Raw genomic sequence first — 14,416 nt, 5'->3', positions numbered from 1 at the left:
TTCACTGCTGGGTCTTAGCTACCAAGGGAGAACGCGTCGAGATCGTCAGCGAAGGAGTGCCGGGCCGCCGACTGGTCCTCGGGCGAGGACTCATCCGTCTGCGGTCCAACGGCTGCTTCGGGCACGGCCGGCTTGCTGCGCAGGCTGACCGGCTCCCGGCGCGGGAGCGCACCTGACTCTACTGGGCTGCTCTGCTCAGCGGGCACGGAGGCCTCATTCGTCTCATCCGTCCCATCTGTCTCGCCAGGGAGCGGGATCGACGTCTTCATCGTGTCGGTGGCGAGATCCGGCGACGGCTGCTCGCTGGGCGCCGGCGCGAACTGCGCCGCCGGCGGCTGCACAGGCTGGTGCACCACGGGCTGCTGCCCGGTCTGCGGCGCGACCTGTTCGGCCGGCGACGTCGGCCGTCGCAACGGCTGGAGCGAGGACGGTCGCATCTCGCGCCGAACCGGCTGGGCGGCCGGCTGCGTCGCGGACTGGGGTCCGCGCCGCCGCGGGGCGGGCGGCAGGACCGCGACGCTGCTCGCGCTCGAGGCCCTCGGCAGCTCGGCCGGCTCGAGCGGGGTGACCGGAACCTCGCACAGGAGCTGGGCCGGCACCGTCACCATCGCGATCATCCCGTTGCCGGGCGCAGGGCGGGTGGCGAGGCGTACGTCGATGTCGTACTTGCGGGCGATCCGGTGCACCACCGGGAAGCCGGTGTGGCTCCCGGACTTGCTGACCAGCTCCACGATCGGGCCCGCCAGCAGCGCGTTGAGGCGGCCCACCGACCGCTCCGGGATGCCGATGCCGGTGTCCTCGATGCGGAACAGCACGTCGCCGGCGTCGGCGAGGTGGACGTTGACCGTCACCGCCCCCGGGGAGTACTTGGTCGCGTTGTCCAGCAGCGCGGCGATCAGGCAGGAGACGTCGTCGGCGGCGTAGCCGATGACGGCGAGGTCGCTCACCCGGCCGATCGTGACCTGGTTGTAGCGCTCGATGCCCGACAGCGCCATCCGGATGATGTCCAGCAGCGAGGTGTCGATGCCGCCCATCTCGTCCTCGGCGCGGCCGGCGAGCGTACGCAGGTCGCGGCTCGCGCGCCGCATGCGGGTGACGGCGTGGTCGACCTCATAGAGCTTCTTCAACCGATCGGGGTCGTCCTCGTCGGCCTCGAGGCCGTCGAGCGAGATCCGCATCTGCTCGGCCAGGCTGATCAGGTGGAGCCCGAACTGCTCCATGATCTCGGGCCAGGCCTCGTCCTCTTCCTCCTGGAGGGGAGGTGGCGTGGAGGAGATCGGCGGCATGGCGGGGTTCGACGGCACCGGCGGAAAAGGCACGGCCTGACCCCCGGTCGGAGGGAATGAGCGAGCAAGACCCGGATCTGACTGCTCAGCGAGCGTCGCAGTCTGGGGCCCCCGGCGCTTCAACCAGCGCAGGCTCCAGCGTGTCATGAGGCGGCACTTTCAAATGTGGAGAAGGAAACAGAGCGTTGATCAGACTGGCACAACCGGTGCGCGAGCGCAGAGTTACGCACCCAGAAGCAGACAGTGTCCTAGGTCCCTCGTCCCAAGTGGCTCAGGCGCGCCGTCACCTCGCGACGAGGTGGGCCCGATCCTACGCGGCCGCCCAACTCAGCCGGCCAGCAGGCGCAGCGTCTCCTCACGCGCCGGCGCGGTGCGCGGGTCCGTGCCTTCGTACGCCGATCCGACCGGGTTCACCATGACCTCGTCCACGCCGTACTCCTCGGCCATCCCGGCCAGGCGAGCCTTCGCGTACGCGGCGGAGCCGATGATCCATCGGCCACGCATCGTGTCGACCAGCCCCTGGTGGGCTTCGGGGATCTCCGTCTTCTCGGCCTCGTCGATGCTGGGCTGCGCGGTCAGCGGCTGGCCGGTGCGCAGCTTCAGCATGGTCAGCAGCTGGGGCAGCGCCCGGCGGTCGGCCTCCTCGGCGGTCTCGGCCACGCTGGCGTTGACGGTCAGGAACGTCTTCGGCTCGCTGAGGAGCTCGGAGGGCTGGAAGGTCGAGCGGTAGAGCTCGATCATCGCCTTGGTGTCGGTGCCGTTGCCCGCGAAGTGGTGGGCGAAGACGTACGGCAGGCCCTTCTCGGCAGCCAGGCGCGCGGAGTAGTCCGAGGAGCCGAGCAGCCAGAGCTCGGCGACCGACGCGGCCGCCGGGGTCGCGTGCAGGACGTGCTGGCGGCCGCCGGCCATCAGCCCGACGCCCTCCGGCGCCATCATCGCGACGATGTTGTCGAGGTACTCCGGGAAGCGGTTGACCGCGTCGTCGCTCACCCCACCGGCGCCGTGACGCAGCGCCCAGGAGGTCACCGGGTCGGTCCCCGGCGCGCGGCCGATGCCGAGGTCGATGCGTCCCGGGAACGCTGCCTCGAGCAGCGAGAACTGCTCGGCCACCACCAGAGGTGCGTGGTTGGGCAGCATCACTCCCCCGGACCCGACCCGGATCCGCTCGGTCGCGCCGGCCACCAGTGAGATCAGCACCGGCGGGTTGGTCGACCCGACCGCCGGCATGTTGTGGTGCTCGGCGAGCCAGTAGCGCTCGAACCCGAGCTCGTCGGCCACCTTCGCCAACGACAGCGTCGCGGCCAGGGCATCTGCGGAGGACTGGTCCTTGCGGACCGGGACGAGGTCGAGAACGCTCAGCTTCACGTGAAGTCTCAACCCGCCCCGGGGCGTCCGTTATTCCGGCGGCAGCAGCGCGCGCAGGCCGTCGGCGACGGCCGAGCGCCACCAGGCGTAGTCGTGGCCACCGTTGTGCTCGGCGGACGTGACGTCGATCCCAGCCGCACGGAGACGGTCGACGAGGTCGTGGTGGAGCTCGTCGAGGACCCACTCCTGGGTGCCGTGCGCCAGGTGCACACGCGTCTTCGCCTCCGCCGTGACAGCGTCGGCGAGGTCGTCGAGCCACAGCGAGGCCGACTGGCTGGCGACCCCGTGGATGTGCTCGGGGTAGGTCAGGCCGGCACGCAGCGCGGTGACGCCGCCGAGGCTCTGACCCACGACGTACGTCTCCTCGGAGACCGCACGGCGCTCGCGCACCCACGGCAGCAGCTGGTTGACGATGTAGTCGGCACCCTCGCCGCCGGCGAGCTCCTCCCACCGCTTGTCACGGCCGCCGGAGGCGGGCAGGACGCAGCGTACGTGGCGGAGGTGGCCGTCGGCGATCAGGTTGTCGAGTGTGGTCGGCAACGAGTGGTGGTCGGTCCAGATCTCACCGTCGAGGGCCACCACGAGCGGCAGGTCGACGTTGAGACCGGCGCCGGCGGGGTCGTAGAGCCAGACGTCGCGGCCGTCGGGACCCACTTCCAGCGTCACCGTGCCGGGGACGACGTCGTCGCGGCGGAAGAGCCACGGCTGCAGCGGAGCATCGGGCAGGGAGACGACCGACTGCTTGACGCCCTGCCGGTTGTGGCACCAGTCGGGGTTGAGCGGGTCGAGGTAGCCACGGTGCAGCACGGCACGCAGCTCGACCTGCCCCTCGCTCTCCCACGGGGCCGGCTCGCCGGGGTGCTTGCACAGGAAGGAGTACGAGGCCCGCCAGTCGCCCTTCATCAGGAACGAGGCGTGCCACAGGTCGGTGCCTTCCTTCCGCTCGAGCATCGTCTCGGCGAGATGACGCTCGTCGGTCAGCCTGTTGGCGAAGAGGAGCACCTCCTCGGCCTCGTCATCGCGCCAGCAGAAGGTGACGATCACCTCATGGTCCGCGGCGCCGGCGCCCGTCTCCTCGACGAGCGGGAGCGAGGTGGCGATCTGGTCCCAGAACATGTCGATGTCCTCAGGACTGAGGCGGTCGATGATCGCGCTCCGCGTCCGTGCTGATGGATTGGGTCGCGCCGCCGTTGGTGGTCGCAACTGCGTACTCATCCGGTTCTTCCTCCCGAGTACGGGGCTCTCTCTGTCCCCGCGGGCTGACCAAGTTACTCACAGTCGGGGGCCCTACGCGAGATGCCGAGGTCCCTTTCTCTGTCAACTGATAGGTGATGTCGCATATCCGCTAGTCAAACGCGTTGGTAAGCGGGAATCGTTCAGTTTCCTATCAGTTTTCGGTCCACATGTCGGCACAGATCGCGACCGCGCCGAGGAATCCGGAGCCCTCCCACTGGGTGAGCCGGACCTCCCCGACCTGCTCCGCCGGGACGTCGCCGGCGAGGACGTCGAGGCGCTGCGCCGCCGCCATGCTGCCGTGACCGGCCTTGACCAACGCCTCCTTGCGCACCCACAACCGGGTGAACGCGTACGCAGCGTCCTCCTGTCCCGCCACCCAGGCGACCTCGCGCGGCGAGAGCGCCCTGTCGGGCCCGCGCGAGACCTTCTCCACGTCGATGCCGCAGCGTCGGGCGGCAGCAACCGCGGCGACCTGGCCGCGGGTGTGGCTGAGGCTCACCCGGACCCCTGCGGCGCCGGCCACCGACGGGGCTCCGTGCTCGGTGCTGTCGCAACGTGCACAGCGCTGCTCGATCACGATCTCCTCGCGCACGGTGCCCAGCAGCTCCGCGGCGCACTCGCGGACGAGGACGTGCGCGGCGGCGTACGCCTGCTTGTCCGCATCGGCGACCAGCCGCTCATGACGCGCCCGCTCCGCGGTCGAGAGCACCCCCAGATCGGCGTCGACCTCGGCCACTGCCGCGAAGCGCACGATCTCGGTCATACGCGGCTCAGTGACCGCCCCAGGGCACCCCGAGCTTGCCGAGCATCTCCTCGCCGCCGTCGAGCGCGGTGAGCACCCAGGCGCCGTCGGAGGTGAGCGCGAAGGTGTGCTCGAAGTGGGCCGCCCAGGAGCCGTCGTCGGTCACGACGGTCCAGTCGTCCTCCAGGGTGGTGACCTCGGGGCCGCCGAGGGTGAGCATCGGCTCGACGGCGAGCGCGATGCCGCGCTGCAGCTTCGGCCCCTTGCCGGGCTTGCCGTAGTTGAACACCGACGGCTCCATGTGCATCTCGGTGCCGATGCCGTGGCCGCTGAAGTCCTCGAGGATGCCGTAGTCGCCCTGGGAGTCGACGTAGGTCTCGATGGCGTGCGAGATGTCGGTGACCCGTCCGCCGAGGCGAGCAGCGGCGATGCCGTGCCACATGGACTCCTCGGTGACGCGCATCAGCTCGGAGACCTCCTCGGGCACCGAGCCCATGGGCACCGTGATCGCGGCGTCGCCGTGCCAGCCATCGACGATGGCGCCGCAGTCGATCGAGATGATGTCGCCGTCCTGGAGCACCCGGGAACCGGGGATGCCGTGGACCACGACCTCGTCGACCGAGGCACAGATCGAGCCCGGGAAGCCGTGGTAGCCCTTGAACGACGGGACGCCACCCCGGGACCGGATCGAGTCCTCGGCGATGGCGTCGAGCTCGAGAAGGGTGACTCCGGGCCGCGCGGCGGCCCGGAGCACCTCGAGCGTCTCGCCGACCACGAGGCCGGCCCGACGCATCTTCTCGATCTGCTCAGGGGTCTTGATCTGGACCTTGTTCAAGAAGCCCACTGCTCCCCCGTTGCGTACAAGATGTCTGTCTCAGGACTCAGGGACGATGTCGAGCTCGTCGAAGATCCGCTTGGTGACGTCGTCGACGTCACCCATGCCGTCGATCTCGTGGACCAGGCCGCGACCCTTGTAGACCTCGATCAGCGGCGCGGTCTCCTCGAGGTAGACCTCCTGGCGGCGGCGGATGACGTCCTCGGTGTCGTCGGCGCGACCCTCGAGCTCGGCACGCTGCAGCAGCCGCTGCACGATCTCGTCCTTGTCGACCGTCAGCACGACCACTGCGTCCAGCGCGTGGCCGGTGTACTTGATCATCCCGTCGAGCTCTTCGACCTGCGCGAGCGTGCGCGGGTAGCCGTCGAGCAGGAATCCCTGGGCCGCGTCGGGCTCGTCGATCCGGTTGCGGACCATCAGGTTCGTGATCGTGTCCGGGACGTACTCTCCCTTGTCCATGTAGGACGCGGCCTCGACACCGAGGGGCGTGCCCTGGGAGACGTTGGCGCGGAAGATGTCGCCGGTCGAGATCGCCGGGATCTCGAAGTGCTCGGCGATGAACTTCGCCTGGGTGCCCTTACCGGCTCCCGGCGGGCCCATGATGATCAGTCTCATCGGAGGAACCCTTCATAGTTGCGCTGCTGGAGCTGGCTCTCGATCTGCTTCACCGTGTCGAGGGCGACGCCGACCATGATGAGGATCGAGGTGCCGCCGAACGGGAAGTTCTGGTTCGCGTTGATGAGCGCCAGCGCGATCAGCGGGATGAGCGCAACCAGACCGAGGTAGAGCGAGCCCGGCAGTGTGATACGGGACAGAACGTAGGACAGGTAGTCCTCGGTCGGCTTCCCGGCCCGAATTCCAGGAATGAAGCCGCCGTACTTCTTCATGTTGTCGGCGACCTCCGGCGGGTTGAAGGTGATCGACACGTAGAAGTAGGTGAAGAAGATGATCAGCGCGAAGTACGTCGCCATGTAGACCGGGTGGTCGCCCTGGACGAAGTAGTTGTTGATCCAGTCGACCCACGCCGGCGGGTTCTGCGCGTTCTGGTTGAACTGCGCCGCCATCGCCGGCAGGTAGAGCAGCGACGAGGCGAAGATGACCGGGATGACACCGGCCTGGTTCACCTTGAGCGGGATGTACGTCGACGAGCCGCCGAACATCTTGCGACCGACCATGCGGCGCGCGTACTGGACCGGGATCCGGCGCTGGGCCTGCTCGATGAAGATGACCGCCGCCATGATCGCCAGACCGATGACGATCACGATCGCGAAGGTCCACCAGCCCTTGTCGTTCTTGACCGCCCACATGGTGGCCGGGAAGGTGGCGACGACCTGGGTGAAGATGAGGATCGACATACCGTTGCCGATGCCGCGCTCGGTGATGAGCTCACCGAGCCACATGATGACCGCGGTGCCGGCGGTCATGGTGATGACCATGACCAGGAAGGTGGCGGTGCCGTCGTCGTGCAGCAGCGGCTGGGTGCAGCCCTGGAGCAGGTCACCGGAACGGGCCAGGGCGACGATGCCGGTGGCCTGCAGGACCGCGAGACCGAGGGTCAGGTAGCGGGTGTACTGCGTGATCTTCGTCTGTCCCGCCTGGCCCTCCTTCTTGAGGCGCTCGAGGCGAGGGATCACCACGACGAGAAGCTGCAGGATGATGCTCGCGGTGATGTACGGCATGATGCCGAGCGCGAAGATCGTCAACTGCAGCAGTGCGCCACCGGAGAAGAGATTGACCAGGTTGTAGAGGCCGGCGCTGTCACCGGTCTGAGCCGCGTCAAGACACTGCTGGACGTTCGCGACGTGAACGCCAGGAGCCGGGATCTGGGACCCAGCCCTGAAGATCACGACGATGAAGAGAACGAAGAGCAGCTTCTTGCGCAGGTCCGGAGTACGGAACGCTGATGCGAACGCGCCAAGCACGAATGGTTCCTCTTTCGACAATCAGGGGTCGCAGGGCCTGCGCCGATGCGAAAACCCGTGGCAGCCTAACAGCCCCCACGGCAGTTCTTGCACGTAGGGCTGAAACAGCGGGAGCGCGGTCGGGACCCCGAAGGGGCGACCCGGCCGCGCTCCCACGTGACAGGCTCTACGTTAGTAGAACTGTCAGAGAACCGTGACAGTTCCGCCAGCGGCCTCGATCTTCTCCTTGGCAGTGCCGGAGAAGGCGTTGGCGCTGATCTCGACCTTGACGGTCAGGTCACCCTGGCCCAGGACCTTGACCGGGTGGCCCTTGCGGACGGCACCCTTCTCGATCAGGGTCTCGGGGGTGACGACGCCACCCTCGGGGAAAAGCTCGTTGAGCTTGTCGAGGTTGACGACCTGGAACTCCACCTTGAAGGGGTTCTTGAAACCCTTCAGCTTGGGGAGTCGCATGTGCATCGGGGTCTGGCCACCCTCGAAGTAAGCGGGGACCTGGTAACGGGCCTTCGTGCCCTTGGTACCACGGCCGGCCGTCTTACCCTTGGACGCCTCACCACGACCCACACGGGTCTTGGCCTTCTTGGCACCGGGAGCCGGCGCCAGGTTGTGCACCTTGAGTGCCATATCAGTCGACCTCCTCGACCGTCACCAGGTGACGGACGGTCTGGACCATGCCGCGGATCTCCGGGCGGTCCTCCTTGACGACCACGTCGCCGATCCGCTTGAGACCGAGCGTACGCAGGGTGTCTCGCTGGTTCTGCTTGAGACCAACGAGGCCCTTCTTCTGCTGGACCTTCAGCTGCGCCATCAGGCCGACACCTCCACAGCGGGAGCCGTAGCCTCGGCCTGCGCCTTGAGCAGCGCGTCCGGGGCGACGTCCTCAACGGGGAGACCACGGCGGGCGGCGACAGCCTCAGGCGTCTCGAGCATCCTGAGGGCCTCCACCGTCGCGTGGACGATGTTGATCTGGTTGGACGAACCGAGCGACTTGCTCAGCACGTCGTGGATGCCGGCGCACTCCAGGACGGCGCGCACCGGACCACCGGCGATGACACCGGTACCAGGGGCGGCCGGACGAAGAAGGACCACACCAGCGGCCTTCTCACCCTGCACCGGGTGCGGGATCGTGCCCTGGATGCGGGGAACGCGGAAGAAGTGCTTCTTCGCTTCCTCGACACCCTTGGCGATCGCCGCGGGAACTTCCTTCGCCTTACCGTAGCCGACGCCGACCAGACCTTCACCGTCACCGACGATCACAAGGGCGGTGAAGCTGAAGCGACGACCACCCTTCACGACCTTGGCAACTCGGTTGATCGCGACGACCTTCTCGATGTAGGCGGTCTTGTCGGCGCTCTGGTTGCGACGGTCGTCGCGACCTCGGCGCTCGCCACCACGCTGTCCGCGCTGGGCTCCGCTCATCAGACTTTCCTCTTCTCTCGTTCGATCGTTGCGATCAGAAGGTCAGACCGGCCTCGCGCGCGCCATCGGCGAGCGCGGCGACACGGCCGTGGTACTTGTTGCCGGCACGGTCGAAGACGACGGTCTCCACCCCAGCGGCCTTGGCACGCGACGCAACCAGCTCGCCGACCTGCTTGGCCTTGGCGGTCTTGTCACCGGAGGCCGACCGCAGGTCGCCCTCGATGGTCGAAGCCGAGGCAAGCGTCTTGCCGGCCAGGTCGTCGACGACCTGGGCGGTGATGTGCTTGGCCGACCGGGTCACGACGAGGCGCGGGCGCTCCGGCGTACCCTCGATCTTCTTGCGACCGCGGGCCTGACGACGCAGGCGCGAGCGGACACGGGAAGCGGTGTGCTTGTTGTTCGACAGCGAGATGGCCATCACTTACCAGCCTTTCCGACCTTGCGGCGGATGTTCTCGCCGGCGTAACGAACGCCCTTGCCCTTGTAGGGCTCCGGCTTGCGCAGCTTGCGAATGTTGGCCGCGACCTCACCGACGAGCTGCTTGTCGATGCCGACGACACCGAGCTTGGTCGGACCGTCGGTGGTGAAGGTGATGCCCTCGGGCGCGTCGAAGACGATCGAGTGGGAGTAACCCAGCTGGAACTCCAGCTTGGTCGGGCCCTTCGACAGCACGCGGTAACCCACGCCGACGATCTCGAGCTTCTTCTCGTAGCCCTCGGTGACACCCAGGACCATGTTGTTGATCAGCGTGCGGGACAGGCCGTGGAGGGCCTTGTTGTCCCGGCTGTCGTCGGGGCGCTTGACGTCGAGGACGCCACGGCCCTCGTCGTCCTGGCCCTTCTCGACGGTGATCGGCTCGGCCACGGTGTGCGACAGGAAGCCCTTGGGGCCCTTGACGCTCACGACCTGGCCGTCGATGGTGACGTCCACGCCGGCCGGAACCGGGACGGGGAGCTTGCCAATACGCGACATGTCTTCTCTCTCCCTTCCCTGATTACCAGACGTAGGCGAGGACTTCCCCACCTACGCCCTTCTTGTTCGCCTGGCGGTCGGTCAGCAGACCCTGGCTCGTCGAGATGATCGCGACGCCGAGGCCGCCGAGCACCTTCGGGAGACCGGTGTGCTTCGCGTAGACACGCAGACCGGGCTTGCTGATGCGGCGTACGCCGGCAATCGAGCGCTCACGGTTGCGGCCGTACTTGAGGGTGATCGACAGGGTCTTGCCGACCTGGCCCTCGGTGGGCTCCAGCACCTCGTACTTGGTGATGTAGCCCTCCTGCTGGAGGATCTCAGCGACGCCCTGCTTCAGCTTGCTGTACGGCATCGAAACCGCATCGTGGTACGCCTGGTTGGCGTTACGCAGACGAGTGAGCATGTCTGCGATCGGGTCAGTCATCGTCATTGGCCGAACGGCCCTTTCTCGTAGTGGTTTCCTCACGACACACAGTCATGAGGACCTTCAACGTCAGTGGTTGGAACGGTGATCGCTCACCAGGAGGACTTGGTGACGCCGGGCAGCTCGCCCCGGTGGGCCATCTCGCGCAGGCAGATACGGCACAGGCCGAACTTGCGGAACACAGCCTTCGGGCGGCCGCAGCGCTGGCAGCGGGTGTAACCGCGAACCGCAAACTTCGGCTTGCGGGCGGCCTTCACCTTGAGAGCGGTCTTCGCCATCTCAGTTCTCCTTGAACGGGAAGCCGAGCGCCTTGAGCAGCGCGCGACCCTGGTCGTCGTTGGTGGCAGTCGTCACGAGGGTGATGTCCATGCCCCGCGAGCGGTCGATCTTGTCCTGGTTGATCTCGTGGAACATGACCTGCTCGGTGAGACCGAAGGTGTAGTTGCCGTTGCCGTCGAACTGCTTGCCGTTGAGACCGCGGAAGTCCCTGATGCGGGGCAGCGCGAGCGAGAGCAGGCGGTCGAGGAACTCCCACATGCGGTCGCCGCGCAGCGTGACGTGCGCACCGATCGGCATGCCCTCACGCAGCTTGAACTGCGCGATGGACTTCTTCGCCTTGTTGATCAGCGGCTTCTGGCCGGTGATCGCGGTCAGGTCGTTGACAGCGCCCTCGATCAGCTTGGAGTCGCGAGCAGCCTCGCCCACACCCATGTTGACGACGATCTTGGTCAGACCGGGGATCTGCATGACATTCGGGATCTCGAACTCGGCCTGCAGGGCCGGGGCGATCTCCTCGCGGTACTTCGTCTTGAGGCGCGGGGCCACAGCGGTGTCGGTCATGATCAGATGTCCTTACCGGTCTTGCGCGAGATGCGAACGCTGCGCTCGGCGGCGTACGTCGACCCGTCGGGACGACGCTTCTGGACCGTCTCACGGCGGAAGCCGACGCGAACCGGCTCGCCACCCTCGAGCAGCTGGACGTTGGAAACGTGGATCGGGGCCTCGGTGTTCACGATGCCGCCGGTGGTGCCGGCGCGGCCGCCCTGGTCCTGGACCTTGGTGTGCTTCTTGACGAGGTTGATGCCCTCGACGATCACACGGTCCTCCTGGGTGAGGACAGCGATCACCTTGCCGGAGCCGCCCTTGTCCTTACCAGCGATCACCTTGACGGTGTCGCCCTTCTTGATGTGCGAGCGACCCATCACAGCACCTCCGGCGCGAGCGAGATGATCTTCATGAACTTCTTGTCGCGCAGCTCACGGCCGACAGGGCCGAAGATGCGGGTGCCTCGCGGCTCGCCGTCGTTCTTGAGAATGACGGCGGCGTTCTCGTCGAAGCGGATGTACGAGCCGTCAGCGCGGCGGCGCTCCTTGACGGTGCGCACGATGACGGCCTTGACGACGTCACCCTTCTTCACGTTGCCACCGGGGATAGCGTCCTTGACGGTGGCGACGATGGTGTCGCCGATGCCGGCGTAGCGACGACCGGAACCACCGAGCACACGAATGCAAAGGATCTCCTTCGCACCAGTGTTGTCGGCGACCTTGAGTCGCGACTCCTGCTGGATCATTACTTCTCCTTGTCGAGCTGGTTCTCAACCGCATCCAGGGCGGTCGAGCCTTGCCGAACGTAATGGGATTTGATGGGCACAGGCCCAGCGAACAATGGTCGCTGGACCTGCGCCCTTTGGTCAATTTGGCGACGTTTGTCGCCAGCCGGATCCGTCTCTTACGAGACGAGGATCACTTGGCGCGCTCGACGACCTCGACGAGGCGCCACCGCTTGGTGGCGGACAGCGGCCGGGTCTCCATGACCAGGACGCGGTCGCCGATGCCGGCGGTGTTCTGCTCGTCGTGAGCCTTGAGCTTGCTGCTACGGCGCATGACCTTGCCGTAGAGCGGGTGCTTCACGCGGTCCTCGACCTCGACGACGATGGTCTTGTCCATCTTGTCGCTGACGACGAGGCCCTCGCGCACCTTGCGCGTGTTGCGCTCGGTGGTGTCCGTGGTGGACTCAGCCATGATCAGGCCTCCTCGGTGGTCTCGGTGCCCGGGGCCACGCGGATGCCGAGCTCGCGCTCACGCACCACGGTGTAGATCCGGGCGATGTCCTTCTTGACGGTGCGGAGCCGACCGTGGCTCTCCAGCTGGCCGGTGGCCGCCTGGAACCGGAGGTTGAACAGCTCCTCCTTCGCCTCGCGCAGCTTCGCCTCGAGGTCGACGTCGGTGAGCTCGTCCAGCTCGAACGCCTGCAGGGAGTTAGCCATCAGAACTCACCAGCCTCTCGCGTGATGAAACGGCACTTCATGGGCAGCTTGTGGATCGCGCGGCGCATCGCCTCGCGGGCCGTGTTCTCGTCGACACCGGAGAGCTCGAACATGACGCGGCCCGGCTTGACGTTGGCGACCCACCACTCGGGCGAACCCTTACCGGAACCCATGCGGGTCTCGGCAGGCTTCTTGGTCAACGGGACGTCGGGGTAGATGTTGATCCACACCTTGCCGCCTCGCTTGATGTGACGAGTCATCGCGATACGCGCTGCCTCGATCTGGCGGTTGGTCACGTAGTGACCCTCGATCGCCTGGATGCCGTAGTCACCGAAGGCCAGCTTGGTGCCACCCTTGGCCACGCCAGTGCGCTTCGGGTGGTGCTGCTTGCGGTGCTTGACGCGACGGGGCATCAGCATGGGTCAGCCCTCCTGGGACGTGGTCTCGGCGGCGGGAGCCTCAGCGGCAGCCGGCGCCTCAGTCTTCGCCGCGCGGTCAGCGCGGTTCGGGCGGTCACCACGGGAGCCACGCGACGGACGGTCGCCGCGGCCACCGCGACGGTCGTTGCCACCGCGACCCGGGACGCCCGCACGGGCGGCCTGGGCGGCCTGACGCTCGGCGCGCGATCCGGAGACCTCGCCCTTGTAGATCCAGACCTTCACGCCGATGCGGCCGAAGGTCGTGCGGGCCTCGTAGAAGCCGTAGTCGATGTCCGCGCGAAGGGTGTGCAGCGGCACGCGACCCTCGCGGTAGAACTCGGTACGCGACATCTCCGCGCCGTTCAGACGACCCGAGCACTGGATCCGGATGCCCTTGGCACCGGAGCGCATGGTGGTCTGCATGGCCTTGCGCATCGCGCGACGGAACTGCACACGACCGCTGAGCTGCTCGGCGACACCCTGGGCGACCAGCTGAGCGTCGACCTCGGGGTTCTTGACCTCGAGGATGTTCAGCTGGACCTGCTTGCCGGTGAGCTTCTCCAGCTCGGTGCGGAGGCGGTCGGCCTCGGCGCCGCGGCGACCGATGACGATGCCGGGACGCGCGGTGTGGATGTCCACACGGACGCGGTCACGGGTGCGCTCGATCTCGACCTTGGCGATGCCGGCCCGCTCCATGCCCTTGCTGAGCAGCTTGCGGATCTTGACGTCCTCGCCGACGTACTCCTTGTACTGCTTGTCGGCGTACCAACGCGACTTGTGGTCGGTCGAGATGCCCAGGCGGAAGCCGTTCGGGTTGATCTTCTGACCCATTACTTCTTACCGCCCTTCTCGACGACGTCGGCCGGCTGCACGACCAGGGTAATGTGCGAGGTCCGCTTGTTGATGCGGGTCGCACGGCCCTGGGCGCGGGGACGCCAGCGCTTCATGGTCGGACCTTCGTCGACCATGGCGACCGAGACGACGAGGTCGTCACGGTCCAGACCCTCGGTCGTCACCGCGTTGGCGATGGCGCTCTCGAGAACCTTGTAAACAGTCTCGGAGGCTGCCTGCGGCGCGAACTGCAGCAGGGACAGAGCCTCGTCGACGGGCAGGCCGCGGACCAGGTCGACGACGCGGCGTGCCTTCAGCGGGGTGATCCGCACGAAGCGGGCACTCGCGAAGGCACCCGGCTGGTCGCCGAGCAGGGAGTCGCGGCGGGCGCTGATGCGCTGCCGTTCGGTGGTGGTCATCGACGGCGTCCCTTCCGGTCGTCCTTGATGTGACCCTTGAACGTGCGGGTCGGGGCGAACTCGCCCAGCTTGTGACCGACCATCGAGTCGGACACGAAGACCGGGACGTGCTTGCGACCGTCGTGCACCGCGATGGTGTGACCGATCATCTCGGGCACGATCATCGAGCGGCGCGACCAGGTCTTGATCACGTTGTGGGTGCCCTTCTCGTTCTCGGCGTCCACCTTCTTCTGAAGGTGGTCGTCGATGAAGGGGCCCTTCTTCAGGCTGCGAGGCATTG

23 protein-coding genes are annotated in these 14,416 nt (G+C 67.1%); all 23 read right to left on the bottom strand.

Going from position 1 to position 14,416, the window contains the following annotated elements:
- Window positions 1-14: 14 nt before the first annotated feature.
- The gene (locus ACW14X_RS19310) at window positions 15-1,319 is read right to left on the bottom strand and encodes an ATP-binding protein (RefSeq protein ID WP_457162985.1); all 1,305 of its coding nucleotides are present in this window, start codon (window positions 1,317-1,319) and stop codon (window positions 15-17) included.
- A 294-nt stretch (window positions 1,320-1,613) separates the two neighbouring features.
- Complete coding sequence (locus tag ACW14X_RS19305; protein ID WP_457162984.1) at window positions 1,614-2,651, bottom strand: LLM class flavin-dependent oxidoreductase; 1,038 nt, start codon at window positions 2,649-2,651, stop codon at window positions 1,614-1,616.
- 30 nt (window positions 2,652-2,681) lie between these two features.
- Entirely contained in the window at window positions 2,682-3,767 is a 1,086-nt protein-coding gene (locus ACW14X_RS19300) for an enterochelin esterase domain-containing protein (RefSeq protein ID WP_350840762.1), read from the bottom strand.
- A gap of 271 nt (window positions 3,768-4,038) precedes the next feature.
- Window positions 4,039-4,650 (bottom strand): 4'-phosphopantetheinyl transferase family protein, encoded by a 612-nt coding sequence (locus tag ACW14X_RS19295; protein ID WP_350840760.1) that lies wholly within the window; start codon window positions 4,648-4,650, stop codon window positions 4,039-4,041.
- 7 nt (window positions 4,651-4,657) lie between these two features.
- Window positions 4,658-5,473: a type I methionyl aminopeptidase gene (gene map, locus ACW14X_RS19290; protein ID WP_350840758.1), complete on the bottom strand. Its 816-nt coding sequence runs from the start codon at window positions 5,471-5,473 to the stop codon at window positions 4,658-4,660.
- A 30-nt stretch (window positions 5,474-5,503) separates the two neighbouring features.
- Complete coding sequence (locus tag ACW14X_RS19285) at window positions 5,504-6,079, bottom strand: adenylate kinase (RefSeq protein ID WP_160027018.1); 576 nt, start codon at window positions 6,077-6,079, stop codon at window positions 5,504-5,506.
- Window positions 6,076-7,386, bottom strand: coding sequence for a preprotein translocase subunit SecY (gene secY, locus ACW14X_RS19280; RefSeq protein ID WP_160027016.1), 1,311 nt, complete (start codon window positions 7,384-7,386; stop codon window positions 6,076-6,078). The genes ACW14X_RS19285 and secY overlap by 4 nt, the downstream gene beginning before the upstream one ends.
- A 183-nt stretch (window positions 7,387-7,569) precedes the next feature.
- On the bottom strand, window positions 7,570-8,010 hold the full coding sequence (gene rplO / locus ACW14X_RS19275) for a 50S ribosomal protein L15 (RefSeq protein ID WP_091052397.1): 441 nt from the start codon (window positions 8,008-8,010) through the stop codon (window positions 7,570-7,572).
- Window position 8,011: 1 nt separating this feature from the next.
- Window positions 8,012-8,194 (bottom strand): 50S ribosomal protein L30, encoded by a 183-nt coding sequence (gene rpmD, locus ACW14X_RS19270; RefSeq protein WP_008361029.1) that lies wholly within the window; start codon window positions 8,192-8,194, stop codon window positions 8,012-8,014.
- A complete protein-coding gene (gene rpsE / locus ACW14X_RS19265) occupies window positions 8,194-8,805 on the bottom strand; it encodes a 30S ribosomal protein S5 (RefSeq protein ID WP_160027014.1) in 612 nt (203 codons plus the stop codon). Before rpsE ends, rpmD begins: the two co-directional genes overlap by 1 nt.
- A 34-nt stretch (window positions 8,806-8,839) precedes the next feature.
- Window positions 8,840-9,223 carry a 50S ribosomal protein L18 gene (rplR, locus tag ACW14X_RS19260; RefSeq protein ID WP_008361025.1) on the bottom strand — a complete coding sequence of 128 codons (384 nt, stop codon included), beginning with the start codon at window positions 9,221-9,223 and terminating at the stop codon, window positions 8,840-8,842.
- Window positions 9,223-9,777 carry a 50S ribosomal protein L6 gene (gene rplF / locus ACW14X_RS19255; RefSeq protein WP_160027012.1) on the bottom strand — a complete coding sequence of 185 codons (555 nt, stop codon included), beginning with the start codon at window positions 9,775-9,777 and terminating at the stop codon, window positions 9,223-9,225. The genes rplR and rplF overlap by 1 nt, the downstream gene beginning before the upstream one ends.
- Window positions 9,778-9,799: 22 nt before the next feature.
- Window positions 9,800-10,207 carry a 30S ribosomal protein S8 gene (gene rpsH, locus ACW14X_RS19250; RefSeq protein ID WP_040755997.1) on the bottom strand — a complete coding sequence of 136 codons (408 nt, stop codon included), beginning with the start codon at window positions 10,205-10,207 and terminating at the stop codon, window positions 9,800-9,802.
- An 86-nt stretch (window positions 10,208-10,293) separates the two neighbouring features.
- Complete coding sequence (locus ACW14X_RS19245) at window positions 10,294-10,479, bottom strand: type Z 30S ribosomal protein S14 (RefSeq protein WP_017932844.1); 186 nt, start codon at window positions 10,477-10,479, stop codon at window positions 10,294-10,296.
- Window position 10,480: 1 nt separating this feature from the next.
- Entirely contained in the window at window positions 10,481-11,041 is a 561-nt protein-coding gene (gene rplE / locus ACW14X_RS19240) for a 50S ribosomal protein L5 (protein WP_091052391.1), read from the bottom strand.
- Window positions 11,042-11,043: 2 nt separating this feature from the next.
- Window positions 11,044-11,403 carry a 50S ribosomal protein L24 gene (gene rplX / locus ACW14X_RS19235; RefSeq protein ID WP_141806214.1) on the bottom strand — a complete coding sequence of 120 codons (360 nt, stop codon included), beginning with the start codon at window positions 11,401-11,403 and terminating at the stop codon, window positions 11,044-11,046.
- Window positions 11,403-11,771: a 50S ribosomal protein L14 gene (gene rplN, locus ACW14X_RS19230; protein WP_008361015.1), complete on the bottom strand. Its 369-nt coding sequence runs from the start codon at window positions 11,769-11,771 to the stop codon at window positions 11,403-11,405. Before rplN ends, rplX begins: the two co-directional genes overlap by 1 nt.
- Before the next feature lie 172 nt (window positions 11,772-11,943).
- The gene (gene rpsQ, locus ACW14X_RS19225) at window positions 11,944-12,222 is read right to left on the bottom strand and encodes a 30S ribosomal protein S17 (RefSeq protein ID WP_091052388.1); all 279 of its coding nucleotides are present in this window, start codon (window positions 12,220-12,222) and stop codon (window positions 11,944-11,946) included.
- A gap of 2 nt (window positions 12,223-12,224) precedes the next feature.
- Window positions 12,225-12,467 (bottom strand): 50S ribosomal protein L29, encoded by a 243-nt coding sequence (gene rpmC / locus ACW14X_RS19220; RefSeq protein WP_008361011.1) that lies wholly within the window; start codon window positions 12,465-12,467, stop codon window positions 12,225-12,227.
- Entirely contained in the window at window positions 12,467-12,886 is a 420-nt protein-coding gene (rplP, locus tag ACW14X_RS19215) for a 50S ribosomal protein L16 (protein ID WP_008361009.1), read from the bottom strand. The genes rpmC and rplP overlap by 1 nt, the downstream gene beginning before the upstream one ends.
- Before the next feature lie 3 nt (window positions 12,887-12,889).
- Window positions 12,890-13,717 carry a 30S ribosomal protein S3 gene (rpsC, locus tag ACW14X_RS19210; protein WP_008361007.1) on the bottom strand — a complete coding sequence of 276 codons (828 nt, stop codon included), beginning with the start codon at window positions 13,715-13,717 and terminating at the stop codon, window positions 12,890-12,892.
- Entirely contained in the window at window positions 13,717-14,136 is a 420-nt protein-coding gene (gene rplV / locus ACW14X_RS19205) for a 50S ribosomal protein L22 (protein WP_160027010.1), read from the bottom strand. Before rplV ends, rpsC begins: the two co-directional genes overlap by 1 nt.
- On the bottom strand, window positions 14,133-14,414 hold the full coding sequence (rpsS, locus tag ACW14X_RS19200) for a 30S ribosomal protein S19 (RefSeq protein ID WP_008361004.1): 282 nt from the start codon (window positions 14,412-14,414) through the stop codon (window positions 14,133-14,135). Before rpsS ends, rplV begins: the two co-directional genes overlap by 4 nt.
- Between the last annotated feature and the right edge of the window lie 2 nt (window positions 14,415-14,416).

This window comes from Nocardioides sp. YJ-D4, from assembly GCF_054031495.1.
This window is presented reverse-complemented; position numbering and strand designations above follow the sequence as displayed.

Excerpts from the sequence above, each read along its gene's own strand:
- rpsC (WP_008361007.1), bottom strand. The coding sequence starts at position 13,717 with ATGGGTCAGAAGATCAACCCGAACGGCTTCCGCCTGGGCATCTCGACC.
- rpmC (WP_008361011.1), bottom strand. The coding sequence starts at position 12,467 with ATGGCTAACTCCCTGCAGGCGTTCGAGCTGGACGAGCTCACCGACGTC.
- rplF (WP_160027012.1), bottom strand. The coding sequence starts at position 9,777 with ATGTCGCGTATTGGCAAGCTCCCCGTCCCGGTTCCGGCCGGCGTGGAC.
- rpmD (WP_008361029.1), bottom strand. The coding sequence starts at position 8,194 with ATGGCGCAGCTGAAGGTCCAGCAGAAGAAGGGCCTCGTTGGTCTCAAG.
- rplV (WP_160027010.1), bottom strand. The coding sequence starts at position 14,136 with ATGACCACCACCGAACGGCAGCGCATCAGCGCCCGCCGCGACTCCCTG.
- rplN (WP_008361015.1), bottom strand. The coding sequence starts at position 11,771 with ATGATCCAGCAGGAGTCGCGACTCAAGGTCGCCGACAACACTGGTGCG.
- rplO (WP_091052397.1), bottom strand. The coding sequence starts at position 8,010 with ATGGCACTCAAGGTGCACAACCTGGCGCCGGCTCCCGGTGCCAAGAAG.
- rplX (WP_141806214.1), bottom strand. The coding sequence starts at position 11,403 with ATGGGTCGCTCGCACATCAAGAAGGGCGACACCGTCAAGGTGATCGCT.
- rpsE (WP_160027014.1), bottom strand. The coding sequence starts at position 8,805 with ATGAGCGGAGCCCAGCGCGGACAGCGTGGTGGCGAGCGCCGAGGTCGC.
- ACW14X_RS19300 (WP_350840762.1), bottom strand. The coding sequence starts at position 3,767 with ATGTTCTGGGACCAGATCGCCACCTCGCTCCCGCTCGTCGAGGAGACG.
- rpsH (WP_040755997.1), bottom strand. The coding sequence starts at position 10,207 with ATGACGATGACTGACCCGATCGCAGACATGCTCACTCGTCTGCGTAAC.
- rplE (WP_091052391.1), bottom strand. The coding sequence starts at position 11,041 with ATGACCGACACCGCTGTGGCCCCGCGCCTCAAGACGAAGTACCGCGAG.
- rplR (WP_008361025.1), bottom strand. The coding sequence starts at position 9,223 with ATGGCCATCTCGCTGTCGAACAACAAGCACACCGCTTCCCGTGTCCGC.
- rpsS (WP_008361004.1), bottom strand. The coding sequence starts at position 14,414 with ATGCCTCGCAGCCTGAAGAAGGGCCCCTTCATCGACGACCACCTTCAG.
- rpsQ (WP_091052388.1), bottom strand. The coding sequence starts at position 12,222 with ATGGCTGAGTCCACCACGGACACCACCGAGCGCAACACGCGCAAGGTG.
- ACW14X_RS19285 (WP_160027018.1), bottom strand. The coding sequence starts at position 6,079 with ATGAGACTGATCATCATGGGCCCGCCGGGAGCCGGTAAGGGCACCCAG.
- ACW14X_RS19295 (WP_350840760.1), bottom strand. The coding sequence starts at position 4,650 with ATGACCGAGATCGTGCGCTTCGCGGCAGTGGCCGAGGTCGACGCCGAT.
- ACW14X_RS19245 (WP_017932844.1), bottom strand. The coding sequence starts at position 10,479 with ATGGCGAAGACCGCTCTCAAGGTGAAGGCCGCCCGCAAGCCGAAGTTT.
- rplP (WP_008361009.1), bottom strand. The coding sequence starts at position 12,886 with ATGCTGATGCCCCGTCGCGTCAAGCACCGCAAGCAGCACCACCCGAAG.